The sequence below is a fragment of the Caballeronia sp. NCF2 genome, from assembly GCF_023631205.1.
Lineage (GTDB): Bacteria > Pseudomonadota > Gammaproteobacteria > Burkholderiales > Burkholderiaceae > Caballeronia > Caballeronia zhejiangensis.
The window spans coordinates 529,837-548,039 of record NZ_JALQDN010000064.1 but is presented as its reverse complement, the minus strand read 5'-3'; the positions used below and the strand labels follow the sequence as shown (position 1 = coordinate 548,039).

Here is an 18,203-nt window from a genome sequence, read left to right as displayed (position 1 = left end):
CCCCCCTTTCACGCCTCTTCGATGGCGCGCAAGCTCATTCGCTTATAGGCATCGACGAGCAATGCGCCCTCGCCGCGCTTGTGCGCGACGGCAAGGCGCATTGTTTCTTCGCCTGGCTGCCAGATCAGGAACGCGAGCGCATTGACGCGCTTGCTGTCCGCACGCGGCATCACGCGCCGGATCGCCGACGCCAGCAATGCGCCGCACGCGCGGCTCTCCGCGATCTCGATGTATTCTTCGACGCGTCGTTGTCGAGCGGCGCCGAACGCATCGTGCTGTTGTCGGGACGTGGCGAAGAAGAAGCGCAGGCGGCGGAAGAAGCGCTGCAACGCTCCGGGGCGAGCTGGACCATCCTGCGTTGCAGCTGGTTCATGCAGAACTTCAGCGAGAGCTTTCTGCTGGATCCGATCCGTGAGGGCACGCTCGCGCTGCCCGTCGCCGATATCAAAGAGCCTTTCGTCGATGCGGAAGATATCGCCGATGCAGCCGTCGCCGCACTCACGCAGCCAGGCCACGAAAAGCGGCGTTACGAACTCACCGGACCTCGCGCGATCACTTTCGCCGAAGCGCTCGCATGCATCGCGAAAGCGACGAGACGTGACATGCGGCTCGTGCCCGTGCCGCCCCATGCATTTCGCGACGCTCTGCTCGCGGCTGGCGTGCCGAAGCCCGAGACCGACCTGATTCTCTATCTCTTAACGACCGTGCTGGATGGCCCCAACGACAAGCCCGCCGATGGCGTGCGCGCCGCGTTGCATCGCGAAGCCTGCTCGTTCGAGGACTACGCCACGCGAGCCACGGCGAGCGGCGTATGGGATGTGTGACGCACGAAGCCGCCACTGTTTCGCGGTAGACTTGAGGGATGGAAAAATGTCCCTACTGCGAGCGAATCCGTGACGAATGGGACTGTCACGGTCAGGAATGCCGCACCGCCATCGCCCGCGCGCTGCGTCGACAACGCATGGGATTGCCGATGGTACCGAAGGTCATTCGCAATGAGATTCCGCCGGGCGCGTCGACGGGCGAAGTGATCGCTCAGCTATCGCGTCAGCGCTTGCGCGCACGGCGCGCGAACGAGGAACGCCGCGCACGCAAGGAAGCCGAAGACCTCGATCTATAGCGTAGCGGCGCAGCGCATCAAACGCGTGCGGGCGGATCGGCATTCGATCCGCCGTTCTGCGCAAGCGCACCTTCCTCGCGCCATGCACGCCGCGACTTGCGCATCTTCGTAAGCGCCATGCGCGCGACCTTTAGCCAGCCATAGGGACGCGGATCGGCAACCATGCTGAGCGCGCGCGCATAGTCGAGCGTGAGGCCGGGCGTCCAGGCCATCGTCACCGCGCGCTTGCGTATCTGCGCCGCGACCCACAGTTCCGGCGTCACGATCATCCTGACGAGCGCGCCCCAACCCGCGCGCGAACCGTAAAGGCGCCCTGCCGCCCCTTCGAGCGCGGCGTCGAGTGCGCGCGACACGCTGCTCGAACAGTTGCGGTGCGTGAGGTTATAAGTCGTATCCGCGCGATAGTTGCGCCAGAAACTATCGAGCCGCGCCGGGTCGTAATTGCGGATACGCACGCGCACGGTCGATGGACACCATGCCTTCGATTCGATCGCATAACTCGGCTGGAACACGCCGGGCACATCGTTCTCGCGCGTGGCACGCAGCAGGCGCGCGAAGTCATCGGGCGAGCGGTCGATTTCAACCGCGGGATAGAGACTCACATAGATGCCTTCCGGCGATTCGAGCGCCGCGTGTCCCGTCGAGATCACGCCATTGCGATCCACCGCGGCGATATAACGATCGACGATCGGGTGCCATTGCGTTTCGGCCTTCGACGATCCGACCGGCGTCCACACATGCACGGTGAGCGCCGGTTCGTTATCGGCGGGTGGGCCGTCCCATTCGCTGGCTTGCAAGACGCGCGCTTCGTTATCGGGCGCCTTGTCCGCAACGCTCGCCGCTTCCGCGCTTGCATCGCCCCATACGGCCGGATTGCTCGTCAGCTTGCGCACGCGCATGCCGATCATGATCAGATTCCAGCCCGCGAAGATAAAGAACGCACCGATGCAATACGGCACCGTGCCTTTGTAATGCGTCGGATACGGTTGAATCATGAAGATGCCGAGGACGATCTCGAAGATGGCGAAGCCGAGTGCGACACGATAGCGCCGGTAACGTACGACAAGCGCCGATGTCGCCTGCAACAGGCCGTCGAAGATAAACGCGAGCCCGATCAGGATCGAAAGAACGAAGTGACCGTGATGATCGCCTTCGAAGATCAACGCGGCAGTAAGAACGAATGCAATGCCCTTCGCATAGCGCAGTCTGCGCTGTCCGCCGACGCCCGCCCACGCGACGGACAATGTCAGCGCGCCCTCGATCAGCAGCAGCCAGCCGACGAACGCGACCGGAAAGCCGAGCGCGCCGTCGAGGGCATCGATGAAGACGCCGATGCCGACGGCCAGAAGCAACCAGCCCGTGACCGTCAGGCTGCGCCAACGATTGCGCAAATAGTCGACGCCCAGCAGAATCATCATCAGCTTGACCATCGTTCTCTCGATTCAAAGCGTGACGGTAAGTGTTCGTATGTTAATGCAGTCGACACAGAAAACCGTTTTCCTACGACCGTTCGTTGCCCTGCACTGTGTCACGCGCGGCAGCATGACGGCTTGCGCGCCGTGAAATACTTGCGCTGCCATCTTCACGCGACGCCAGACGCCATGTTCGAGCAATGCCGATGGATCAACGAGCCCGCGCAATGGCGCGTCGACAACGACACGCTCATCGTCACCACCGACACGAACACCGACTTCTGGCGCAAGACGCATTACGGCTTCGTGCGCGACAACGGCCATGTTTTCGCGGCGAGCGTGGAAGGCGACTTTACGGCGGAAGTCGCCGTCGCTGGCGATTTCTCCGCGCTATACGATCAGGCGGGCCTGATGATCCGCGAAAGCCCCGAGCGCTGGATCAAGGCCGGCGCCGAATACAACGACGGCGCGCTCACGTTCAGCACCGTACTCACGAACGACCTCTCGGACTGGTCGCTCGGCTCGCGTGCCGGCGCAAACCGCTTCCGGCTTCGCGTGACGATCGCGCAAGGCGTGCTGAAAGTGCAATGCAGCGCCGATGAACGCAACTGAACGCTCATGCGTCTCGCGCCTTTCTCATCGAGCGGCGCGAACGCACGATGGCTCGTCGGCCCGATGTGTTGCACGCCCGAGCGCGGCGGTCTCACGGTCCATTTCTCAGACTTCACGATCGGGCCGCCCATCGTGAAAGACCTGCACGACATCTCGATGTAAGGCACACCGGCTCGCAAAAACACTCATTTGCAGGGCCAGGCCGCGATTCCTGCAGCAGACCGACATGGGCAAACGCGGCTGGTTCAGGCGCTTCGACGCGAAGGAGTCATCACGCCTCGAAATCGATGCCTCGCGCGCGCAACTGGCGCATGCCACTCGCGAGATGCGCCCGCGCGCTTTCGGCATCGCCCGCGCGCATCTGTTCGTACGTGCGCTGCGCGATCTCGTGCGGCACCGGCTTGAGCGGCCGGTTCGCGCTCATCGCGCGCAATTGCACTTCGGCCGCGCGCTCCAGATAGTAGAGATCGTCCCAAGCCTCCGCGATAGTTGCGCCTGCAACCATCACGCCGTGATTCTTGAGGAACAGGATATCGGCGTCGCCCATCGTGCGCGCGATGCGATCGCCTTCCGCGTTGTCGAGTGCGAGACCGTTGTAGTCCTCGTCGACCGCCGTGCGGCCGTAGAACTTCAGCGACGTCTGCCCGAGCCACAGAAGCGGCGGGCCGTCGAGCAGGCACAGTGCGGTCGCGTTCGGCATATGCGTATGAAAAGCCGCCTTCACGCGCGGCATCAGCTTGTGCACGCGTGCGTGAATGTAAAATGCGGTCGCTTCGGGCTCGCCTTCGCCGTCGATTACATTGCCGTCTAAATCGCAGATCAGCAGACGCGACGCCGTGATCTCGCCGAACGCATAGCCGTAGGGGTTCACGAAGAACAGATCGTCGTGCCCTGGAACCATCGCGGAAAAATGATTGCAGACGCCCTCTTCGAACCCGTTCAGCGCCGCCAGCCGGAAGCAGGCTGCAAGCTGCCGGCGCGCTTCGGCGATCCCGGGCGCGTCGAGCCGTGCGGAAGCGGACGCGGCGCGCGGTGCGCCGCTGGAAAGCGTATGTGCCATATGAGCTTGCCTTTGTCGTTTGCGTGACCGTGAAGGCGAGGATAATCGAACGGACGCGCGCATTATGTCCGACAAAAAAAATCAGCGCGACCGGCGCCTGAGCGCGGAGTATGACGCGTGTATGTCATGTCTCTTAGCAGAAACGCTTATTTGAACTCCGACTTGTGGCATGGTAAAACTCTATGCCGCTCGAAATTCGAAGCGCATCTTCAACGTAATTCGTCTCAATAGGGTTTGGAAAAATGGCAACAGGTACTGTGAAGTGGTTCAACGATGCAAAGGGTTTTGGCTTCATCACGCCGGACGACGGCGGTGAAGACTTGTTTGCACATTTCTCCGAAATCCAGTCCAAGGGTTTCAAGTCTCTCCAGGAGAATCAAAAGGTGAGCTTCGAAGTCAAGCAAGGCCCGAAGGGCAAGCAAGCTTCGACGATCCAGCCGCTGTAAGTTTCAACGCTGGCGCCTCAGGCACGAAACGGCCCGTATGGGCCGTTTTTGCATTGGTGCACGCGGAGATTATTTATCTACCGGATGGTCGGGATTTTCGCGCCAGCGCAAACTGACCTCGGCGCGCATGTCCTTTGAATAAATCAGTAGAATAAATACTGTATTTGCAGCGCCGTTCTCATTGACGGTGATGCGAAATTCTTTCCTCTGATTCACGTGAACTCGGCAAGCAATCGGAAAAAATGCCGTCCGCTGGTTCGGCACAAAACAAAGGCATTGCTCGTCTTCGTTTGGTTCCTGACTTGCGATGCGCGCGCGCAATCGTTCGCGGCGAATCAAAATGCCGCGCGTTTCGTCTCGGAGGTTGTGATGAACGACTTTCGCACCGCCCAGGCGGGCGGCGGTTACGTGTTTTCCTACGATAGCCGCGAAACCGAAGCGTCCTTGTCTGCCAGGCTCGATCGCTGGTTTTCGGGCGCCGATCCCCAGGCCATCGCCATGGACCCAGCGGAAAAGCAGGCGCTCTTCGGCTTCTACTGGGCCGCCAGCATGATGCCGGCGAATTCGCCGTGCTTCCGCGACATCGCCGACCCGGCTTGCGGCGCGGATCTGTCCAAGTGGATGGCGCGCGAACTCGACGACGATCCGCGCTTCATCCGTGCCTACGAGTCCGCGAGAAAGCCGCTCGGCCTGCCGCCAATCGAACGCAACGCGCACTGAGCGGCATACGGGCGCGATGTGTTTCGTCGCGGATTCTCGAGCGAAAACATCCGATTCGCGCGCGCCTGATCGATGCGGATTTCGGCGTTTCGGGCTCGTCTTCCTCGCGCGATCCGTGCAGCAGGATGACCTTCGCCGCGATGCTTGCGAGCAGCGATAGCGCCCCGATGGTCTCAAGCAAGGCGGGAATCATGTCTGTCTCCCTGAACGTCGACGCACTCGATCATCGATGCGAGAGCATCGGCCCGTAGGTCTTTACGAAAAATGCAATCGTGATACCGGCGCTGACGATCAAGGTGCCCGCGCGAACCCACTGCGGCGGCGCGCGCCGGCCGATCTGCGCGCCGCCATACCCGCCGGCGATCGCCGCGATTAGCATCGCGATCGTCTCCGGCCAGCGCACTGCCTGCGCCGCCGCGAACGTCAGCACGGCCACCGAGTTGGCCGCGCTCACGAGCAACGTGCGCGGCGCATTAAGGCTCTTCAGGTCGCGCGAATCGAGCAGGCCCCAGACGGCCATCATCATGATGCCGACCGCGCCGCCGAAATACCCGCCATACACGCCGAGCGCGAACTGGATCGACAGCACCGCCGCCGCGCCGATATGCCAGCGCCGCCGCAACATCTCCCCCAACTTGCGGCCGAACGCAAGCGTGAAGCTCGCGCACAGAAGCAGCCACGGCAGCACGAACGAAAACGTCCGCGACGACGTGGACAGCAACAAGACTGCGCCGACGAGCCCGCCGGCGAGCGTCGTCACGAGCATCTTGCGGATCGACACCGAGCCGACCGGACCGAGCCCGTCGCGATAGGCCCACGCGCTCACGACACCGCCCGGAAACAGCGCGACGGTGCTCGAAGCGTTCGCCTGAACCGGTGGCAAGCCGGCGGCGATCATCGCGGGGAGGCTCACGAACGAGCCGCCGCCGGCCAGCGCATTCATCGCGCCCGCAAGAAAACCGGCGCCGATAACGACAATGAAGGGTTCCATGCGACAGATGCTAGCGACGCGGCCGTCCCCTTACAATCTGGCATTTCCAATGCGAGGCTTCGGCCAATCCGAAGGAAGCGCGATGCGTTTCGATCTGACCGACATGCGGCTTTTCCTGACCGTGGTCGAGCGCGGCAGCATCACGGCGGGCGCTCAGGCGATGCACCTCGCGCTGGCCTCGGCGAGCGAGCGCATCGCGGGCATGGAGGCCGCGCTTGGCGCGCCGCTGCTCGAGCGCAACCGCCGCGGCGTGCAGGCGACCGCCGCCGGCGATGCCTTCGTGCGCCACGCGCGCGCGATTCTCGGCCAGGTCGAGCAGATGCGCGGCGAGCTGCGCTCGTTCGCAACCGGCCTCAAAGGCCGCATCCGGCTGATGTCCAACACGGCGGCGCTGGCCGCCTTCCTGCCGCCGAGACTCTCGCGTTTTCTCGTCGCCTATCCCGATCTTTCGATCGATCTCGACGAACGCCCGAGTGTGGAGATCGTGCAGGCGCTCGCGGAGAGGCGCGCGGATCTCGGCGTCGTCTCGGACACGACAGATCTTGGACAATTGGAGACGCATCTGCTCGCGAAGGATCGACTCGTGGTCGTGGCGAATCGCGCGCATCGGATTGCGGGAGAAAGCGAGGTGGCGTTCGCGGAAATCGTCGGCGAGGCATTCGTCGGGCTGTCGGATGCCGCGCTCGAATTGCATCTTGCGGAGCGCGCCTCGCGACTTGGCCGGCAGATCGGCTACCGAATCCGCATGCGCAGTATCGACAACGTCGGGATGCTCGTCGAATCGGGCATCGGACTCGCGATTCTGTCCGAGGCATCGGCGCGGATGCTGGAGCGGCCGACGCTCGCGGTCGTGCCGCTATCGGAGCCGTGGGCGACACGCCGTCTGCATCTGTGTGCCCGCGACTTCCGCGCGCTCACGCCGCACGCGCGTTTGCTCGCCGAAACGTTGATGGACGGCGCAACCGCAAGCTAGAACGGACGCCCGACGATAAACGGATCGACCGCGCCGATCGCTTTGAGATCGCGATTCGCGTAGGGCAGCTTGTGCAGCACATAGCGCATCGCGTTGAGGCGCGCGCGCTTCTTGCAATCGGAGCGTACGACGGTCCAGGGCGTGTCCGCGCTATCGGTATGCGCGAACATGGCTTCCTTGGCGTCGGTGTACGCATCCCACTTGTCGAGCGACGCGAGATCGACCGGACTCAGCTTCCATTGCTTCAGCGGATGAATCTCGCGCTCCTTGAAGCGTCGGCGCTGCTCGGCGCGGCTCACGGAGAACCACAGCTTGATGACGTGCGTGCCGCTCTGCGAAAGATGCCGTTCGAACGCGGGCACCTGCTGCATGAAGTCTTCGTATTCGCGCGGCGAGCAGAAGCCCATCACGCGCTCGACGCCCGCGCGGTTGTACCACGAGCGGTCGAAGAGCACGATTTCGCCCGCCGTCGGCAAGTGTTCGACATAGCGCTGGAAATACCATTGACCGCGCTCGCGCTCGGACGGCTTTTCCAGTGCGACGACGCGCGCGCCGCGCGGATTCAGATGCTCCATGAAGCGCTTGATGGTGCCACCCTTGCCCGCCGCGTCGCGCCCTTCGAAGAGGATGACGACGCGCTGACCCGTGTCGCGCACCCACGCCTGCAACTTCAGCAGCTCCACCTGAAGGCGATACTTCTGCTTCTCATACGCGCGCCGCGACATCAGGTTCCGATACGGATAGCCGCCATTGCGCCACGACGGCGACAGTTCGTCGTCGGGATCAGGCGTGCCGTTGGCGGCCCGCAGCATCGCGTCGCCATCGAAAAGATGGGCGCGCAACGCCGATACTTCATCCGGCGACATACCGCCGATCAACGTTCGGACGGTATCGACCAGCGATTCAGCTTGTGCGCCGTCTCGTGCGTCGAAGCGCTTCAGTATGTCGTCCAGGCTGCTCGTCAGCAGGTCATGCGCCGCTTCGACAGCGCGGCCCGTTTCTTCCTGTTCGATGGACGGCGGCTTCGTTCGCGCCGCGACGCCGCCGTCGCTCGATTCGGCAGTGTTACCTGGCGATATCAACTTCATTCCTTCCTCGATGTTGTTGCTCGGAGTCTCTGTCTCTCACGTCGTTTTGTCTTCAGGCGGCTTCGTGCGCCTTTCGCAAGACCGTGTAGAGCTTGTCCTTCAGCAGCAGCTTTCCTTTTTTCAGCGATTCGATGGCGAAGCCATCCGCAGGCGTGACACCGGTCTCCATGTTGTGGATCTGATGATCGAGTTCGTTGTGGCGCTCGAAGAGCCGCGAGAAGTGGCCGTCTTCGGTCTTCAGGCGCGAGATGAGATCGCGATATTCGGGAAACATGCTTGATCCTCCGGTTGATAAACAATTAGCAATTCGAAGTACATATTACCGACCGGAGAGGGCCTTTTCTTAGACAAATATCAAGCGATGCTGTGTCAGACCGCCGCGGATTGCATTTGCAAGCACCTAGGCAAAACCCTCTTTCGCCCGGGTATCGTCCTTGCACAGAATGATGTCGCCGGCCGGGCATCCGCGCGGCCGGCGTGAGCCAAGGAGGCCGACATGAAGAAAAGCCGCAATCGCGCGCAGGGACGCGCCCTGCACATTGCGTTGATCGCCGGCGCTGCTGGCTTGTGCTTCGCCACGGCGGCCAGCGCGGACAGCCAAGCCGCGAAGAAGATGGGCCAGATGGGCGTAATCAACCAGACACTGCAGCCGAAGCCCCTGAAGCCGGCGACGCCGAACACGCCGAACGCGAATACGACGACGCCGAACTACAACGCGAACTCGAACTACAACCCCAACGCGGGCAATACGGCAAACGGCGCCGTGCCCGGAACGCCCGCCGCCGCGGGCGCGCCCCCGAGAAAGTAGGCGCCATGTGCGCGTGGGCCGCTCGTTGGATCGGGAGCGGCCCGAGCCCTTCCCAGCGAACCGGAGCGCGCGTTCGCACGGCCGCGCATTGTCGATCTCTTATACTTGGCTCAGGCATTGCCATTCAAAGCGCACATTCCTGAGTCCATGAAAAAGATCAAACCCGGTCTCGTGCTCGAACTCGTCGCTAACCTGCTGCTTCCGTGGCTTGCGTACCGGCTCGCGCTGCCTTACTGGGGCGATGTCGGCGCGCTGTATGCATCGGCCGCGCCGCCGCTCATGTGGAGCGTCGCCGAATTCGCGCGCTCGCGCCGCGTGGATGCGCTTTCCGCGCTCGTGCTGTTCGGCATCGCGCTATCGATCGTCATGCTCGCGATGGGCGGCAGCCCGCGCATCCTGCTCGTGCGCGAATCGCTCGCGGCGGGCGCAACGGGCATCGTTTTTCTGATCTCGCTGTTTTTCGAGCGCCCGCTCGTCTTCTATCTCGCCCGCGCGACCGTCACGCGCGAGCAGGAAGACGGCGCGAAACGCTTCGAGGCGTACTGGAGCGAGAGCGCTTCGCTGCGCATGTCGTTGCGGCTGATGACGCTCGTGTGGGGCGTCGGGCTCTCGCTCGAGACCGTGCTGCGCTTCTGGTTCGCGTGGACGTGGCCGGTCGAGCGTTATCTGGTCATCTCGCCGGTCGTGAGCTACGTGATCTACGGCGGATTGCTCGCGTGGACGTTTTGGTTCCGCGCGCGGCTCATCGAGCGTCAGGGAGAAAGCGCGTCGTCGCGCGACGGTCTGCTCGGCTAGCTAGGCCAGCGGCGCGCACGTCGCCATCGCGATGTGATCCGCGATCGCCGCGTTCACCGCACAGGCATGCGTGAGCGGCCCCATGTGTCCCGCATCCGGCACGACGATCAGCTTCGCCGCCGGCATCAGATCGGGCAAGGTTTCCGCGATCAGGCGCGTCGGCGCGGGCGCGTGCTCGCCGCGCATGACGAGCGTGGGAATGCGCAGCTTCGCATACGCGCTCGCCGGCGTCGGCTCGTGAATCAGCGCGCGAAAATCGAGCGGCGCTTTCGGCACCCAGCGCGTGAGCATCGCCTGTACGGACGGCCGCAACGCCGACCATGCGCCATGTCCGCCCCAATAATCGACGAAGGAACGCGCCGCGCCGCGCAGATCGCCGGCGACGACGCCCTCCGCCGTGCGCGCCGCGATCGCGAGAATCTCGGCGAATTCAGTCGCACCGCGCGCGCCCATGCTCTTCAGCAGATGAAACGCCGACGGCTCGTAAAGCGTGATGCTCGCGACGCCGTGCGGCCGTTCCAGCGCGGCGCGCAACGCGACGCCGCCGCCATACGAATGTCCGACGAGATGCACCTTGCCGCGCTGACGATCGATGATGTCGATCGTGCGGGCTGCTTCGTCCGCGAGCGTGAAGGCGCGCTCGCCGCTCCACGGTCCGACGCTGTCGCAACCATAGTGCTCCGGCGCCATCAACGTGTAGCGCGCGTGATCCGCGTTGAGTGCGTCGAGCGTTTCGCCGAGCTGGCGCCATTGATTCGCGCCCGCGCCCGAGCAGTGCAGCGCGATGACCGCTGCGGCGGTGTGTTCGTCGTTCGAATCCATCATCGTTCGTTCTCGCTTTCGTGAGTGATCAGGCGTCGCCGTCGCACGCGCGCATACGGCGTTCGAGCTCGCCGATATCCGCGCACGATCCGAGATAGGCGTCGCGGCGGCTATGCTCCGCACGTTCCAGCAGCATCCCGGTCCAGCAGATCAGATGCGGCAGCATGAAGTCCTTTCCGACATTGATTAGGTATCCCAACATGATTCGCTCCACTTGCACCAACGAGACCTTCCATGAAATGCCGGCTGAGCGAACGTGCAAGACGGATGAATCGGAGAGTCGCTGAGGCGGCGGGTGTCGATGCAATGCAGCGACCGTGCCAGTTTCGCCGATGCCTTGCCAGTCAAGGCTCGGGGCGAAATCAGCCGCGCGCAGGCCGACGCGAGTGTCGGGCGCGAGCCAACGCTTCGTCTTCGGAAAGACGGCGGACGTCGAACACGTCGCCGGACCTCGTCGGAAGCGACTCCTTGCGTGAGATACGGAAAAGGCCGCGAGAATATTCCCTTCGCATGGGATCAAGCTTTCGCGCCGCCGCGCCGTTAATACGGCTGATTGCCGCGAAAGTCGCTTCGCCCGGCGCGCCTGCCCGTAGACCGGCCCGCTTCGGATGGCGCGATAAGATACGGCAGCGTTCGATCTTTGCGTCCCGCAATCGCTCATTCGGAGGCAAACGGCTTGCACAGTCGCCACTCGCTCACTTTCAGGATGACGGTGTTCATCGGCGTCGTCTGCGTGCTCCTCATCGGCACCGATCTCTGGCGCAGCGTCGCCGCACGCCGCGCGCAGATCGACGAGATGACGACGGCGACGTCCAACCTCGCGCGCGCGATGGCGCAGCACGCGAACGACGCGTTCAAGGAAGCCGATACGACGCTCATCGGCATGGTGGAGCGCGTCGAGGAGGACGGCACGTCGCCGGCCGACCTCGCGCGCCTGCACCGCTCGCTCGTGTCACGCGTGCAGCAGTTGCCGCAATTGAACGGGCTCTTCATCTTCGACAAGGACGGCGCGTGGATCGTCAATTCGCAGGCGAAGCTCGACTCGCGATTCAATAACTCGGACCGCGAGTACTTCGAATATCACCGCACGCATACCGATCAGGGCTCGCACATCGGGCCGCCGGTCAAGAGCCGTTCGACGGGAAAGTGGATCGTGCCGGTATCACGCCGCATCGACGCGCCCGACGGCAGCTTCGCGGGCGTCGCGCTCGCGACCATCGACATCGATTTCTTTTCGCGCTTCTACGACAGCCTCGATCTCGGCCAGTCGGGCGCGGCGGTTCTCGTGCTGAACTCGGGCACGATGATCGTGCGCCGCCCTTTCGAGGATCGTTTCGTCGGCAAGAACGTGAGCGACACCGCCCTTTATCGCTCGCATCTGGACGGCCGCTCGGGCGTGTTCACGACCAAATCGTCGCAGGATCACGTCACGCGTCTGAACAGCCTGCGGGAATTGCAGGACTATCCGCTCTTCGTCGCCGCAGCACTTTCGGAAGATGAAATCCTCGGCCCGTGGTGGCGCGATACGCTCTGGCACGCCTCCGTCACGACCGTGCTCGCGCTCGTCATCGCGATGTTCGGCGCACGGCTCGTGCGTCAGGTCACGGCGCGCACCCACATCGAGCAGGCGCTCGCTCGCAGCCTCGCGACGACTCAAACCGTCCTCGACACCGCGATCAGCCCGATCATCACCGTGGACGAGCGCGGCGCAGTCCGCTCCTTCAATTCGGCCGGCGAAAAGGTATTCGGCTATAAGGCGAGCGAAGTCATCGGGCAAAACATCCGGATGCTGGTGCCGCCGCCCCATCTGGATTTGTATAACGAATACATAATGCAATTCAAGGGGGAAAGCGGCGTCGCGACGGCCGACTGCGAACTCGCCGGACAGCGCAAGGACGGCACGTCGTTTCCTGCGCATGTATCGACGGGCGCGATGCGTCTCGATGGCGCTTTGCATTTTGTATCTGTAATTACGGATATCTCCAGGCAGCGGAAGGAACGCAGCGAACTGGCGCACGCGCGCGACCAGTTGCTTCTGGCTGCCGACATTGCCGAACTGGGCATCTGGTCGTGGGATCTGGTGACGGACAAGCTGCACTGGAACGCGCGCATGTTCGAGATTTATCAATATCCGCCGGAGATGCTCGATAACGGGCTGCACTTCGAGCACTGGCGCCTGCGCATACATCCCGAGGATCACGACGCGATCATGGCGAACCTGCGCGCGGCCGCCGCAGGAGAGATCGAGACCTTGCAGCCGTTCCGGATCGTCCTGCCAGACGGGACGACGCGGCGCATCCAGAGCGGGCTGCGCACGCAGCGCAACGCGAATGGCACGCCCGTCGTGATGACCGGCGTGAACTACGACGTCACCGACCAGTACGAACTGGAGTTCCATCTGCGCAATGCGAAGGAGCAGGCCGATGCCGCGAGCGCGGCGAAGTCTTCGTTCCTCGCGAACATGAGCCACGAAATCCGCACTCCGATGAACGCGGTGCTCGGCATGTTGCATCTCGTGCAGCTGACGGCGCTCAATGGGCGCCAGCAGGACTATGTGAGCAAGGCGGAAACCGCGGCCAGATCGTTGCTGAATTTGCTCAACGATATTCTCGATTATTCGAAGATCGAAGCGGGCAAGCTGCAGCTCGACAGCCATCCGTTCGAGCCGGAAAAACTGATGGAAGAGCTCGGCATCGTGCTCTCGGGCAACCAGGGCGCGAAGGATGTCGAAGTGCTGTTCGATCTCGATCCCTCCGTGCCGACTGTGCTCGTCGGCGATAGCTTCCGCCTTCAGCAAGTGCTGATCAATCTCGCGGGCAATGCGCTCAAGTTCACGTCGGCGGGGCAGATCGTCGTGAGCGTGCATCGGCTCGACGATTCGCCCGATGCATCCGGCGAAGCGGTGCGCTTGCGTATCACGGTCAGCGATAGCGGCATCGGCATCAGCGAGGCACAGCTCGAACGCATCTTCGAGGGCTTCACGCAGGCGGAGGCATCGACTTCGCGCCGTTACGGCGGCTCGGGCCTCGGGCTCGTCATCAGCAAGCGGCTCGTCGCGATGATGGGCGGGCAGCTCGAAGTCGAAAGCCGCGTGGGCGAAGGCAGCCGCTTCTGGTTCGACATCACGCTTGGCGTCGAAACGGCGAGCGCGTTGACGCATGACGAAAGCGCGAACCTCGAACATGGCGCGCGCATTCTCATCGCCGATGACAACGCGATCGCAGGCGAGATCATGGCGCGCACGGTGCGCTCGCTCGGCTGGCGCGCGGACATCGTGACGAGCGGACGCGAAGCGGTCGAACGCATCGGCGAAGCTGCGCTGAACGATGCGCCCTACGACATCGCCCTCCTCGACTGGCGCATGCCGGAACTCGACGGGCTCAACGCCGCCAGGCAGATTCACGCGATGAAAGGCCGCGCTGCGCCGCCTCTCGTGCTGCTCGTCACGGCATTCGGCCGCGAGGTGTTGAAGGAGTCGCAGGAAGGCGGCGACGCGCCTTTCGCCGGCTTCCTGACGAAGCCCGTGACGCCGAAGCAACTCGCGGCGGCAATCCGTGCCGCGCTGCCTCGCGACACGGAAACGACGCGGCCCGTCACGCCGCTGCCGACAATGAAAGCTCGCCGCCTTGCGGGACTCGCGTTGCTCGTCGTCGAAGACAATGCGCTCAACCGCCAGGTTGCCGAAGGCGTGCTGCTCGCTGAAGGCGCATCCGTCACGCTTGCGCAAAGCGGCCGTGAAGGCGTCGATCGGGTCATCGCAGCAAACGCCTGCTTCGACGCGGTGCTCATGGACGTACAGATGCCCGATCTCGATGGACTCGAAGCGACACGCCTCATTCGCGCGGACGGTCGCTTCGCCGCGCTGCCCGTCATCGCGATGACGGCCAATGCATCGGGCGCGGATCGCGATGCATGCATAGCGGCCGGCATGAACGAACATGTAGGCAAGCCAATCGATGTGGAGCGGCTGGTCGCGGTGCTGCGCGCGCACACCGAACGCACGCTGCAAGCGCCGGATGCACATCACGCGAATGCCGATATCGAATCCATCATCGAGCCGCGTGATTCGATCGTCGCGCGTTTCGGCGGCAACGTCGATCTGATCCGCAAGGCGATCGACGGCCTCGACGCGCAGACTGGCAAGCAACTCGCGATGCTCGCCTCGGCGCTCGCGGCGCACGACGTGCGCGGCGCCGCGGCGATGCTGCATGCGATCAAAGGCAGCGCGGGCACGATCGGCGCTGCTGCGCTCGCGCGGCTCGCGAGCACGCTCGAGAAGGACGCGCATCTTCTGGAAGCTGCGCGCGTGGCGTTGCCGCGCATGCAGCAGTTGCTTGCATCGAGCGTGGCGCAACTCGTCGATGAATTCGGTCGGCCCCGATCGCCTGCACGGAACACTTCCAACGTTTCACCGCTGCAAGACTACGACTGGCGCGCACGCCTCACTGCTATCGTCGAATTGCTCGATGCATCGAATCTGCAGGCGATCGCGCTATCCGAGAACTTGTCGCCTTATGCGCCGAGCGCGTATCGCGAGCACTTCGAGCAGTTTCTCGCGTGCGTGCGCGCACTCGAATTCGCGCGCGCATCGGAGATCGCGCGCGATATGCTCGAACAGGTTCGAGCCGAACGAGAACGCTAGACGTTAGCGGCCATTTGCATCGCGAACATACACCGGAAACGGATGGACGTTCGCGCCGCATGCCGAGTCCAGCATCGCGCGCAATTCTTCCCGCGCCTTGCGCGCAGAAGCCAGCGCGCCCTGCACGCGCGCCTGCAACACGGCGGACCTGGCCGGCTTTGCAATGACATCCGCCGCGCCCGCATCGAGCGTGCATTGCTCCGTTTCGACATCGCGCGCATCGGCCAGCACGACGATCGGTACGTGGGCCAGTTCCGACAACAATGCGCGCACCGCCGCGCAAGGGTTATCGCAGCAACGCGCATCCAGCACGATCGCATCCGGCTCCTTGCTTTGCGCAAGACCTAGCGCGGCATTGCAATCCTTCGCGAGATCGAGTGCGCCGATGCCTTCGAGCGCATGCCGATGCGCCTCGATCGTGTCGTCCCCGAGGATGCCGAGCACGCGCACGCCCGTAGGTTTCGACGCCGCCGCTTTACCCTGCTCGTGCCGACGCGCCTGCGCCTCCATCACGCGATGCCGCAGACGAAGCTGTGCCCGCACACGTGCCTGCAGGCGCGGCGCGACCAGCGGTTTGATGACGTAATCCGCCGCGCCGATGTTGAAGGCGTCGACTTCGAGCGCGGGCGCGTCGTGACTGGTGACGAATATCACCGGCACGCGCGCGAGCTTCGCATCGCGCTTGAGGATTTCGCAGACATCGAAGCCCGTCATGTTGGGCAGATTGGCGTCGAGAAGGATCAGATCCGGCGTCGACTCGCGCGCCAGCGCGAGTGCCGCTTCGCCAGTGGTGGCAAAGCGCTGGTTGGGGAACTCCGCGAGCATGTCCCCAATGATGCGAATCATCGCCGGGTCGTCGTCGACGAGAAGCAAACGCGGCTGGTACGTTGAGGTGGAGTTCTCTGCTTTATCCATATTCGAACGGTCATTCATCAGACGAGATGCACCTTTATGAACTCTACGCCCGCAATGCGTGCGCCGCAAAGTGAAATGCGTGGAGGTATTAATTATCTGATATTTCAGTGCTCGCAGATTTCTGTTCCGCAAATACTTTCGTGCATGGACATATTCATAAGTGAATAAGTAACTTGTTCCGAGCGCTCCGCGCGCGCCCGGCCGTGTCACGTAGGGCACGGCCGGATAAAGCACGTTTGTTCCGCAGATTTTCGCACGGGCGTCCCGAAAAAAATGCTATGACGTTTTTAATCGAATCCGCCGATCAATGTAAACATTCAAAAACGGCTTATCGTTTGCGAGGCTTTTTACATTGCGACCTCAGGGCGCATACTTGCCGGAATATCTATAAAAGCCGGGAATAGCCATGTACGGGGAAGCCAGAACGCTCTACTTCGTGGGCCGCGCATTATCGGACGATGTCTCCGAGCGTTTGTGCGCTCGTGGCTGGACCGTCGAGCGCATCGACCCGGCCAAGCCGCCCAAGTCCGCCAAACACGGCAAACGCGCAGCGGCGGGTATCGTCGATCTCACCAGTCGCGGTTTTGCACAGGACGCGGCCGCGCTCACCGCGATGCTCGCAAGTTATCAGATCGGCTGGGTCGCGACGGTCGACGCCGAGCATGTCGATAACCCCGATATCTGCCGCCTCATTCGCGATTTTTGTTTCGATTATGTGACCGTGCCGTCCACCGCCGATCGAATCGTCGATGCAGTGGGACACGCATACGGCATGGTTTCGCTGCACGATGCCGCGAGCAACGATCCGCGCAAGGACGAATGCAAGGAAGGCAGCATGGTCGGTTCCTGCGATGCGATGCAGGCGCTTTATCGCTCGATTCGAAAAGTCGCGATGACCGATGCGCCCGTCTTCATCTCCGGCGAATCGGGCACGGGCAAGGAACTCACCGCTGTTGCGATTCACGAGCGATCCGTGCGGCGCGAGCGGCCTTTCGTCGCGATCAACTGCGGCGCGATTCCCGCGCATCTGTTGCAGTCGGAACTCTTCGGTTATGAGCGCGGCGCATTTACCGGCGCCAATCAACGCAAGATTGGTCGCGTTGAAGCGGCCGACGGCGGCACGCTCTTTCTCGATGAAATCGGCGATCTGCCGCTCGAAAGTCAGGCGAGTCTGCTGCGCTTTCTTCAAGAGCGCAAGATCGAGCGTCTCGGCGGACAAGGTTCGACGGACGTCGATGTACGCATCATTTCGGCGACGCACGTCGACATGCAGACGGCCATGCTCGAAGGACGCTTCCGCGCGGACTTGTACCATCGCCTGTGCGTATTGCAGATCGACGAGCCGCCGCTGCGCGTGCGCGGCAAGGATATCGAACTGCTTGCGAATCACATGCTCGATCGCTTCAGAAAGGACGCGAGCCGGCGGCTTCGCGGCTTCGCGCCGTGCGCGATTGCAGCGCTGCATAACTATGGCTGGCCCGGCAATGTGCGCGAGTTGATCAATCGCGTGCGTCGCGCAATCGTCATGTCGGAAGGAAGGCAGATTCTCGCCAGCGATCTCGAACTGGGCGAATATGCGGAAGCCGCGCCGATGACGCTCGCACAAGCGCGCGAAGCAGCCGAGCGACAGGCTATCGACGTGGCGTTGTTACGTCATCGCGGACGTCTCGGCGAAGCGGCGGACGAACTGGGCATCTCGCGCGTCACGCTGTATCGCATGTTGACTGCCTATGGCTTGCGCGCCAAGGCCGACAGGCCGCTGGAGGCATCAGGCGGCTGACCGGTGCGCGAATCATGAT

At 63.0% G+C, this 18,203-nt stretch carries 19 protein-coding genes and 1 pseudogene; 10 read left to right on the top strand and 10 right to left on the bottom strand.

All coding sequences use genetic code 11. The annotated features are described in order from the left end of the window. Positions 1 to 8: 8 nt before the first annotated feature. Positions 9 to 329 carry a hypothetical protein gene (locus tag NCS02_RS25610; protein ID WP_250497375.1) on the bottom strand — a complete coding sequence of 107 codons (321 nt, stop codon included), beginning with the start codon at positions 327 to 329 and terminating at the stop codon, positions 9 to 11. Positions 330 to 371: 42 nt separating this feature from the next. Here NCS02_RS25610 and NCS02_RS25605 point away from each other — a divergent pair, with 42 nt between their 5' ends. Both NCS02_RS25605 and NCS02_RS25600 read left to right on the top strand, forming a co-directional pair. Then, the gene (locus tag NCS02_RS25605) at positions 372 to 824 is read left to right on the top strand and encodes a Rossmann-fold NAD(P)-binding domain-containing protein (protein WP_250503648.1); all 453 of its coding nucleotides are present in this window, start codon (positions 372 to 374) and stop codon (positions 822 to 824) included. A 38-nt stretch (positions 825 to 862) separates the two neighbouring features. Next, positions 863 to 1,120, top strand: coding sequence for a hypothetical protein (locus NCS02_RS25600; protein ID WP_033536198.1), 258 nt, complete (start codon positions 863 to 865; stop codon positions 1,118 to 1,120). Positions 1,121 to 1,137: 17 nt separating this feature from the next. On the opposite strand, the gene NCS02_RS25595 is transcribed toward NCS02_RS25600, so the two are convergent. Beyond that, entirely contained in the window at positions 1,138 to 2,550 is a 1,413-nt protein-coding gene (locus tag NCS02_RS25595) for an HdeD family acid-resistance protein (RefSeq protein ID WP_250503647.1), read from the bottom strand. A 171-nt stretch (positions 2,551 to 2,721) separates the two neighbouring features. Here NCS02_RS25595 and NCS02_RS25590 point away from each other — a divergent pair. After that, positions 2,722 to 3,306: pseudogene (locus tag NCS02_RS25590) on the top strand (DUF1349 domain-containing protein). Positions 3,307 to 3,415: 109 nt separating this feature from the next. Here the strand turns inward: NCS02_RS25590 and NCS02_RS25580 are convergent. Next, positions 3,416 to 4,204 (bottom strand): aldolase, encoded by a 789-nt coding sequence (locus NCS02_RS25580; RefSeq protein WP_250503646.1) that lies wholly within the window; start codon positions 4,202 to 4,204, stop codon positions 3,416 to 3,418. 242 nt (positions 4,205 to 4,446) lie between these two features. On the opposite strand from NCS02_RS25580, the gene NCS02_RS25575 reads away from it, so the two are divergent. Then, positions 4,447 to 4,650 (top strand): cold-shock protein, encoded by a 204-nt coding sequence (locus NCS02_RS25575; RefSeq protein ID WP_008347993.1) that lies wholly within the window; start codon positions 4,447 to 4,449, stop codon positions 4,648 to 4,650. A gap of 69 nt (positions 4,651 to 4,719) precedes the next feature. Here the strand turns inward: NCS02_RS25575 and NCS02_RS25570 are convergent, their stop codons facing one another. After that, entirely contained in the window at positions 4,720 to 4,989 is a 270-nt protein-coding gene (locus NCS02_RS25570; protein ID WP_250503645.1) for a hypothetical protein, read from the bottom strand. A 30-nt stretch (positions 4,990 to 5,019) separates the two neighbouring features. Here NCS02_RS25570 and NCS02_RS25565 point away from each other — a divergent pair, with 30 nt between their 5' ends. After that, entirely contained in the window at positions 5,020 to 5,370 is a 351-nt protein-coding gene (locus tag NCS02_RS25565; RefSeq protein WP_250503644.1) for a hypothetical protein, read from the top strand. A 223-nt stretch (positions 5,371 to 5,593) separates the two neighbouring features. Here NCS02_RS25565 and NCS02_RS25560 read toward each other — a convergent pair whose 3' ends face one another. Then, the gene (locus NCS02_RS25560) at positions 5,594 to 6,361 is read right to left on the bottom strand and encodes a sulfite exporter TauE/SafE family protein (RefSeq protein WP_250503643.1); all 768 of its coding nucleotides are present in this window, start codon (positions 6,359 to 6,361) and stop codon (positions 5,594 to 5,596) included. Between the two features lie 82 nt (positions 6,362 to 6,443). On the opposite strand from NCS02_RS25560, the gene NCS02_RS25555 reads away from it, so the two are divergent. Next, positions 6,444 to 7,334, top strand: a complete 891-nt coding sequence (locus NCS02_RS25555; protein WP_175980791.1) for a LysR substrate-binding domain-containing protein — start codon at positions 6,444 to 6,446, stop codon at positions 7,332 to 7,334. On the opposite strand, the gene ppk2 is transcribed toward NCS02_RS25555, so the two are convergent. After that, positions 7,331 to 8,422 carry a polyphosphate kinase 2 gene (gene ppk2, locus NCS02_RS25550; RefSeq protein WP_250503642.1) on the bottom strand — a complete coding sequence of 364 codons (1,092 nt, stop codon included), beginning with the start codon at positions 8,420 to 8,422 and terminating at the stop codon, positions 7,331 to 7,333. The genes NCS02_RS25555 and ppk2 overlap by 4 nt on opposite strands. A gap of 52 nt (positions 8,423 to 8,474) precedes the next feature. Further along, on the bottom strand, positions 8,475 to 8,696 hold the full coding sequence (locus NCS02_RS25545; protein WP_250523332.1) for an HP1242/YdcH family protein: 222 nt from the start codon (positions 8,694 to 8,696) through the stop codon (positions 8,475 to 8,477). A 222-nt stretch (positions 8,697 to 8,918) separates the two neighbouring features. Here NCS02_RS25545 and NCS02_RS25540 point away from each other — a divergent pair, with 222 nt between their 5' ends. Together NCS02_RS25540 and NCS02_RS25535 are read left to right on the top strand one after the other, a co-directional pair. Next, the gene (locus NCS02_RS25540) at positions 8,919 to 9,230 is read left to right on the top strand and encodes a hypothetical protein (protein WP_250503641.1); all 312 of its coding nucleotides are present in this window, start codon (positions 8,919 to 8,921) and stop codon (positions 9,228 to 9,230) included. Positions 9,231 to 9,377: 147 nt separating this feature from the next. After that, positions 9,378 to 10,025, top strand: coding sequence for a VC0807 family protein (locus NCS02_RS25535; protein WP_250523331.1), 648 nt, complete (start codon positions 9,378 to 9,380; stop codon positions 10,023 to 10,025). Here the strand turns inward: NCS02_RS25535 and NCS02_RS25530 are convergent, their stop codons facing one another. Both NCS02_RS25530 and NCS02_RS25525 read right to left on the bottom strand, forming a co-directional pair. Beyond that, positions 10,026 to 10,850, bottom strand: a complete 825-nt coding sequence (locus tag NCS02_RS25530) for an alpha/beta fold hydrolase (protein WP_081851823.1) — start codon at positions 10,848 to 10,850, stop codon at positions 10,026 to 10,028. A gap of 25 nt (positions 10,851 to 10,875) precedes the next feature. Then, positions 10,876 to 11,049: a DUF3563 family protein gene (locus NCS02_RS25525; RefSeq protein WP_235366224.1), complete on the bottom strand. Its 174-nt coding sequence runs from the start codon at positions 11,047 to 11,049 to the stop codon at positions 10,876 to 10,878. Positions 11,050 to 11,400: 351 nt separating this feature from the next. Here NCS02_RS25525 and NCS02_RS25520 point away from each other — a divergent pair, with 351 nt between their 5' ends. Continuing rightward, positions 11,401 to 15,489 carry a response regulator gene (locus NCS02_RS25520; protein WP_250503640.1) on the top strand — a complete coding sequence of 1,363 codons (4,089 nt, stop codon included), beginning with the start codon at positions 11,401 to 11,403 and terminating at the stop codon, positions 15,487 to 15,489. Positions 15,490 to 15,492: 3 nt separating this feature from the next. Here NCS02_RS25520 and NCS02_RS25515 read toward each other — a convergent pair whose 3' ends face one another. Continuing rightward, positions 15,493 to 16,404 carry a response regulator gene (locus tag NCS02_RS25515; RefSeq protein ID WP_033536196.1) on the bottom strand — a complete coding sequence of 304 codons (912 nt, stop codon included), beginning with the start codon at positions 16,402 to 16,404 and terminating at the stop codon, positions 15,493 to 15,495. A 406-nt stretch (positions 16,405 to 16,810) separates the two neighbouring features. Between NCS02_RS25515 and NCS02_RS25510 the strand changes: the two genes are divergently transcribed. Continuing rightward, the gene (locus NCS02_RS25510; protein ID WP_008347976.1) at positions 16,811 to 18,184 is read left to right on the top strand and encodes a sigma-54 dependent transcriptional regulator; all 1,374 of its coding nucleotides are present in this window, start codon (positions 16,811 to 16,813) and stop codon (positions 18,182 to 18,184) included. The last annotated feature ends 19 nt before the right edge of the window (positions 18,185 to 18,203 follow it).

What these genes read in the sequence shown, in the direction of transcription:
- NCS02_RS25555 (WP_175980791.1), top strand. Translation starts at nt 6,444, where the DNA reads ATGCGTTTCGATCTGACCGACATGCGGCTTTTCCTGACCGTGGTCGAG.
- NCS02_RS25515 (WP_033536196.1), bottom strand. Translation starts at nt 16,404, where the DNA reads ATGGATAAAGCAGAGAACTCCACCTCAACGTACCAGCCGCGTTTGCTT.
- NCS02_RS25600 (WP_033536198.1), top strand. Translation starts at nt 863, where the DNA reads ATGGAAAAATGTCCCTACTGCGAGCGAATCCGTGACGAATGGGACTGT.
- NCS02_RS25525 (WP_235366224.1), bottom strand. Translation starts at nt 11,049, where the DNA reads ATGTTGGGATACCTAATCAATGTCGGAAAGGACTTCATGCTGCCGCAT.
- NCS02_RS25565 (WP_250503644.1), top strand. Translation starts at nt 5,020, where the DNA reads ATGAACGACTTTCGCACCGCCCAGGCGGGCGGCGGTTACGTGTTTTCC.
- NCS02_RS25560 (WP_250503643.1), bottom strand. Translation starts at nt 6,361, where the DNA reads ATGGAACCCTTCATTGTCGTTATCGGCGCCGGTTTTCTTGCGGGCGCG.
- ppk2 (WP_250503642.1), bottom strand. Translation starts at nt 8,422, where the DNA reads ATGAAGTTGATATCGCCAGGTAACACTGCCGAATCGAGCGACGGCGGC.
- NCS02_RS25510 (WP_008347976.1), top strand. Translation starts at nt 16,811, where the DNA reads ATGTACGGGGAAGCCAGAACGCTCTACTTCGTGGGCCGCGCATTATCG.
- NCS02_RS25540 (WP_250503641.1), top strand. Translation starts at nt 8,919, where the DNA reads ATGAAGAAAAGCCGCAATCGCGCGCAGGGACGCGCCCTGCACATTGCG.
- NCS02_RS25605 (WP_250503648.1), top strand. Translation starts at nt 372, where the DNA reads ATGCAGAACTTCAGCGAGAGCTTTCTGCTGGATCCGATCCGTGAGGGC.
- NCS02_RS25595 (WP_250503647.1), bottom strand. Translation starts at nt 2,550, where the DNA reads ATGGTCAAGCTGATGATGATTCTGCTGGGCGTCGACTATTTGCGCAAT.
- NCS02_RS25545 (WP_250523332.1), bottom strand. Translation starts at nt 8,696, where the DNA reads ATGTTTCCCGAATATCGCGATCTCATCTCGCGCCTGAAGACCGAAGAC.
- NCS02_RS25535 (WP_250523331.1), top strand. Translation starts at nt 9,378, where the DNA reads ATGAAAAAGATCAAACCCGGTCTCGTGCTCGAACTCGTCGCTAACCTG.
- NCS02_RS25580 (WP_250503646.1), bottom strand. Translation starts at nt 4,204, where the DNA reads ATGGCACATACGCTTTCCAGCGGCGCACCGCGCGCCGCGTCCGCTTCC.
- NCS02_RS25530 (WP_081851823.1), bottom strand. Translation starts at nt 10,850, where the DNA reads ATGATGGATTCGAACGACGAACACACCGCCGCAGCGGTCATCGCGCTG.
- NCS02_RS25575 (WP_008347993.1), top strand. Translation starts at nt 4,447, where the DNA reads ATGGCAACAGGTACTGTGAAGTGGTTCAACGATGCAAAGGGTTTTGGC.